The sequence below is a fragment of the Streptococcus sp. 79 genome (genome assembly GCF_013277425.1).
In the GTDB taxonomy this organism is placed as follows: Bacteria; Bacillota; Bacilli; order Lactobacillales; family Streptococcaceae; genus Streptococcus; species Streptococcus pseudopneumoniae.
On sequence record NZ_VMMW01000039.1, the window covers coordinates 1 to 5443 of the forward strand.

The 5443-nt window shown below is 49.2% G+C and carries 3 tRNA genes and 3 rRNA genes; all 6 read right to left on the minus strand.

Annotated elements, in window-relative coordinates:
* Positions 1 to 25: 25 nt before the first annotated feature.
* The 6 genes from HT729_RS06875 to HT729_RS06900 all read right to left on the minus strand — a co-directional run bounded on the left by HT729_RS06875 (position 26) and on the right by HT729_RS06900 (position 5304).
* A tRNA-Val gene (locus HT729_RS06875) sits at positions 26 to 98 on the minus strand.
* Between the two features lie 4 nt (positions 99 to 102).
* Positions 103 to 218, minus strand: a 5S ribosomal RNA gene (gene rrf, locus HT729_RS06880).
* 76 nt (positions 219 to 294) lie between these two features.
* Positions 295 to 3196 (minus strand): 23S ribosomal RNA (locus HT729_RS06885).
* Between the two features lie 124 nt (positions 3197 to 3320).
* Positions 3321 to 3393: transfer RNA gene (locus HT729_RS06890), tRNA-Ala, on the minus strand.
* Between the two features lie 51 nt (positions 3394 to 3444).
* Positions 3445 to 4990 (minus strand): 16S ribosomal RNA (locus HT729_RS06895).
* Together the 16S, 23S and 5S rRNA genes with 3 tRNA genes alongside form the textbook arrangement of a ribosomal RNA operon.
* A 242-nt stretch (positions 4991 to 5232) precedes the next feature.
* Positions 5233 to 5304 (minus strand) — tRNA-Glu (locus HT729_RS06900).
* Positions 5305 to 5443 lie beyond the last annotated feature (139 nt).

Here is a 5443-nt window from a genome sequence, read left to right on the forward strand (position 1 = left end):
GATAACCGCTACACTACGGGACCTTTGGGAGTTAACGGGATCGAACCGCTGACCCTCTGCTTGTAAGGCAGATGCTCTCCCAGCTGAGCTAAACTCCCTAGAGCTAAGCGACTTCCCTATCTCACAGGGGGCAACCCCCAACTACTTCCGGCGTTCTAGGGCTTAACTTCTGTGTTCGGCATGGGTACAGGTGTATCTCCTAGGCTATCGTCACTTAACTCTGAGTAATACCTACTCAAAATTGAATATCTATTCAAACCAAGAAAACCGTTCGCTTTCGTATTCTCAGTTACTTTGGATAAGTCCTCGAGCTATTAGTATTAGTCCGCTACATGTGTCGCCACACTTCCACTTCTAACCTATCTACCTGATCATCTCTCAGGGCTCTTACTGATATATAATCATGGGAAATCTCATCTTGAGGTGGGTTTCACACTTAGATGCTTTCAGCGTTTATCCCTTCCCTACATAGCTACCCAGCGATGCCTTTGGCAAGACAACTGGTACACCAGCGGTAAGTCCACTCTGGTCCTCTCGTACTAGGAGCAGATCCTCTCAAATTTCCTACGCCCGCGACGGATAGGGACCGAACTGTCTCACGACGTTCTGAACCCAGCTCGCGTGCCGCTTTAATGGGCGAACAGCCCAACCCTTGGGACCGACTACAGCCCCAGGATGCGACGAGCCGACATCGAGGTGCCAAACCTCCCCGTCGATGTGAACTCTTGGGGGAGATAAGCCTGTTATCCCCAGGGTAGCTTTTATCCGTTGAGCGATGGCCCTTCCATACGGAACCACCGGATCACTAAGCCCGACTTTCGTCCCTGCTCGAGTTGTAGCTCTCGCAGTCAAGCTCCCTTATACCTTTACACTCTGCGAATGATTTCCAACCATTCTGAGGGAACCTTTGGGCGCCTCCGTTACCTTTTAGGAGGCGACCGCCCCAGTCAAACTGCCCGTCAGACACTGTCTCCGATAGGGATCACCTATCTGGGTTAGAGTGGCCATAACACAAGGGTAGTATCCCAACAACGTCTCCTTCGAAACTGGCGTCCCGATCTCGTAGACTCCTACCTATCCTGTACATGTGGTACAGACACTCAATATCAAACTGCAGTAAAGCTCCATGGGGTCTTTCCGTCCTGTCGCGGGTAACCTGCATCTTCACAGGTACTAAAATTTCACCGAGTCTCTCGTTGAGACAGTGCCCAAATCATTACGCCTTTCGTGCGGGTCGGAACTTACCCGACAAGGAATTTCGCTACCTTAGGACCGTTATAGTTACGGCCGCCGTTTACTGGGGCTTCAATTCATACCTTCGCTTGCGCTAAGCACTCCTCTTAACCTTCCAGCACCGGGCAGGCGTCACCCCCTATACATCATCTTACGATTTAGCAGAGAGCTGTGTTTTTGATAAACAGTTGCTTGGGCCTATTCACTGCGGCTGACTTAAAGTCAGCACCCCTTCTCCCGAAGTTACGGGGTCATTTTGCCGAGTTCCTTAACGAGAGTTCTCTCGCTCACCTGAGGCTACTCGCCTCGACTACCTGTGTCGGTTTGCGGTACGGGTAGAGTATGTTTAAACGCTAGAAGCTTTTCTTGGCAGTGTGACGTCACTAACTTCGCTACTAAACTTCGCTCCCCATCACAGCTCAATGTTATAGAACTAAGCATTTAACTCAATTCACACCTCACTGCTTAGACAGACTCTTCCAATCGTCTGCTTTAGTTAGCCTACTGCGTCCCTCCATCACTACATACTCTAGTACAGGAATATCAACCTGTTGTCCATCGGATACACCTTTCGGTCTCTCCTTAGGTCCCGACTAACCCAGGGCGGACGAGCCTTCCCCTGGAAACCTTAGTCTTACGGTGGACAGGATTCTCACCTGTCTTTCGCTACTCATACCGGCATTCTCACTTCTATGCGTTCCAGCACTCCTCACGGTATACCTTCATCACACATAGAACGCTCTCCTACCATACCTATAAAGGTATCCACAGCTTCGGTAAATTGTTTTAGCCCCGGTACATTTTCGGCGCAGGGTCACTCGACTAGTGAGCTATTACGCACTCTTTGAATGAATAGCTGCTTCTAAGCTAACATCCTAGTTGTCTGTGCAACCCCACATCCTTTTCCACTTAACAATTATTTTGGGACCTTAGCTGGTGGTCTGGGCTGTTTCCCTTTCGACTACGGATCTTAGCACTCGCAGTCTGACTGCCGACCATAATTCTTTGGCATTCGGAGTTTATCTGAGATTGGTAATCCGGGATGGACCCCTCACCCAAACAGTGCTCTACCTCCAAGAATCTCTAATGTCGACGCTAGCCCTAAAGCTATTTCGGAGAGAACCAGCTATCTCCAAGTTCGTTTGGAATTTCTCCGCTACCCACAAGTCATCCAAGCACTTTTCAACGTGCCCTGGTTCGGTCCTCCAGTGCGTCTTACCGCACCTTCAACCTGCTCATGGGTAGGTCACATGGTTTCGGGTCTACGTCATGATACTAAGGCGCCCTATTCAGACTCGGTTTCCCTACGGCTCCGTCTCTTCAACTTAACCTCGCATCATAACGTAACTCGCCGGTTCATTCTACAAAAGGCACGCTCTCACCCATTAACGGGCTCGAACTTGTTGTAGGCACACGGTTTCAGGTTCTATTTCACTCCCCTCCCGGGGTGCTTTTCACCTTTCCCTCACGGTACTGGTTCACTATCGGTCACTAGGGAGTATTTAGGGTTGGGAGATGGTCCTCCCAGATTCCGACGGGATTTCACGTGTCCCGCCGTACTCAGGATACTGCTAGGTACAAAGACTATTTTAAATACGAGGCTATTACTCTCTTTGGCTGATCTTCCCAAATCATTCTTCTATAATCTTTGAGTCCACATTGCAGTCCTACAACCCCGAAGAGTAAACTCTTCGGTTTGCCCTCCTGCCGTTTCGCTCGCCGCTACTAAGGCAATCGCTTTTGCTTTCTCTTCCTGCAGCTACTTAGATGTTTCAGTTCACTGCGTCTTCCTCCTCACATCCTTAACAGATGTGGGTAACAGGTACTACCTGTTGGGTTCCCCCATTCGGAAATCCCTGGATCATCGCTCACTTACAGCTACCCAAGGCATATCGTCGTTTGTCACGTCCTTCTTCGGCTCCTAGTGCCAAGGCATCCACCGTGCGCCCTTATTAACTTAACCTTATTTTCTGACCTTTCAGTCATAAACTCTTATTAATACTACAGCGTTTTCGGTTTATTTTCTTGTTACTATTTGATATAGATATTCAATTTTCAATGTGCATTACTTGGTGATCTCTCACCAATGGAGCCTAGCGGGATCGAACCGCTGACCTCCTGCGTGCAAAGCAGGCGCTCTCCCAGCTGAGCTAAGGCCCCACAAGACCTCTCAAGACTAAACAAGACCAATGCGCAGTTCCTTATCCTTAGAAAGGAGGTGATCCAGCCGCACCTTCCGATACGGCTACCTTGTTACGACTTCACCCCAATCATCTATCCCACCTTAGGCGGCTGGCTCCTTACGGTTACCTCACCGACTTCGGGTGTTACAAACTCTCGTGGTGTGACGGGCGGTGTGTACAAGGCCCGGGAACGTATTCACCGCGGCGTGCTGATCCGCGATTACTAGCGATTCCGACTTCATGTAGGCGAGTTGCAGCCTACAATCCGAACTGAGACTGGCTTTAAGAGATTAGCTTGCCGTCACCGGCTTGCGACTCGTTGTACCAGCCATTGTAGCACGTGTGTAGCCCAGGTCATAAGGGGCATGATGATTTGACGTCATCCCCACCTTCCTCCGGTTTATTACCGGCAGTCTCGCTAGAGTGCCCAACTGAATGATGGCAACTAACAATAGGGGTTGCGCTCGTTGCGGGACTTAACCCAACATCTCACGACACGAGCTGACGACAACCATGCACCACCTGTCACCTCTGTCCCGAAGGAAAGCTCTATCTCTAGAGCGGTCAGAGGGATGTCAAGACCTGGTAAGGTTCTTCGCGTTGCTTCGAATTAAACCACATGCTCCACCGCTTGTGCGGGCCCCCGTCAATTCCTTTGAGTTTCAACCTTGCGGTCGTACTCCCCAGGCGGAGTGCTTAATGCGTTAGCTACGGCACTAAACCCCGGAAAGGGTCTAACACCTAGCACTCATCGTTTACGGCGTGGACTACCAGGGTATCTAATCCTGTTTGCTCCCCACGCTTTCGAGCCTCAGCGTCAGTTACAAGCCAGAGAGCCGCTTTCGCCACCGGTGTTCCTCCATATATCTACGCATTTCACCGCTACACATGGAATTCCACTCTCCCCTCTTGCACTCAAGTTAAACAGTTTCCAAAGCCTACTATGGTTAAGCCACAGCCTTTAACTTCAGACTTATCTAACCGCCTGCGCTCGCTTTACGCCCAATAAATCCGGACAACGCTCGGGACCTACGTATTACCGCGGCTGCTGGCACGTAGTTAGCCGTCCCTTTCTGGTAAGATACCGTCACAGTGTGAACTTTCCACTCTCACACTCGTTCTTCTCTTACAACAGAGCTTTACGATCCGAAAACCTTCTTCACTCACGCGGCGTTGCTCGGTCAGACTTCCGTCCATTGCCGAAGATTCCCTACTGCTGCCTCCCGTAGGAGTCTGGGCCGTGTCTCAGTCCCAGTGTGGCCGATCACCCTCTCAGGTCGGCTATGTATCGTCGCCTTGGTGAGCCGTTACCCCACCAACTAGCTAATACAACGCAGGTCCATCTGGTAGTGATGCAATTGCACCTTTTAAGCAAATGTCATGCAACATCTACTCTTATGCGGTATTAGCTATCGTTTCCAATAGTTATCCCCCGCTACCAGGCAGGTTACCTACGCGTTACTCACCCGTTCGCAACTCATCCAGAGAAGCAAGCTCCTCCTTCAGCGTTCTACTTGCATGTATTAGGCACGCCGCCAGCGTTCGTCCTGAGCCAGGATCAAACTCTCATTAAAAGTTTGAGTTCTCACTCATTTCTGTCACTGACAGATTTATTGTTTTTTCATTGTTCAGTACTACAACAGTTGTTGTAGTGCCCTGCACATTGGTTCGTCTTGTTCAGTTTTCAAAGGTCTTTGTCACTCATTTCTCTCAAGCGACAACTATATTAGTATATCACAACTGCTTTCGCTTGTCAACACTTTTTTGAAACTTTTTTAATCTTTTTTTCATCAAGTGTTCCAACTGCAACATACCATAGTCCGTACGGGATTCGAACCCGTGTTACCGCCGTGAAAAGGCGGTGTCTTAACCCCTTGACCAACGGACCAGAGTGGTTATTTTCAACTCTTACTATTATACAAGGCTTTTCTAACTTTGTCAACTACTTTTTCTAATTTTTTTTCATTATTTTTTTTTATTAATTTTTTTTGATCGGCAGAACATACTTCTGACATCCATTCACTCCG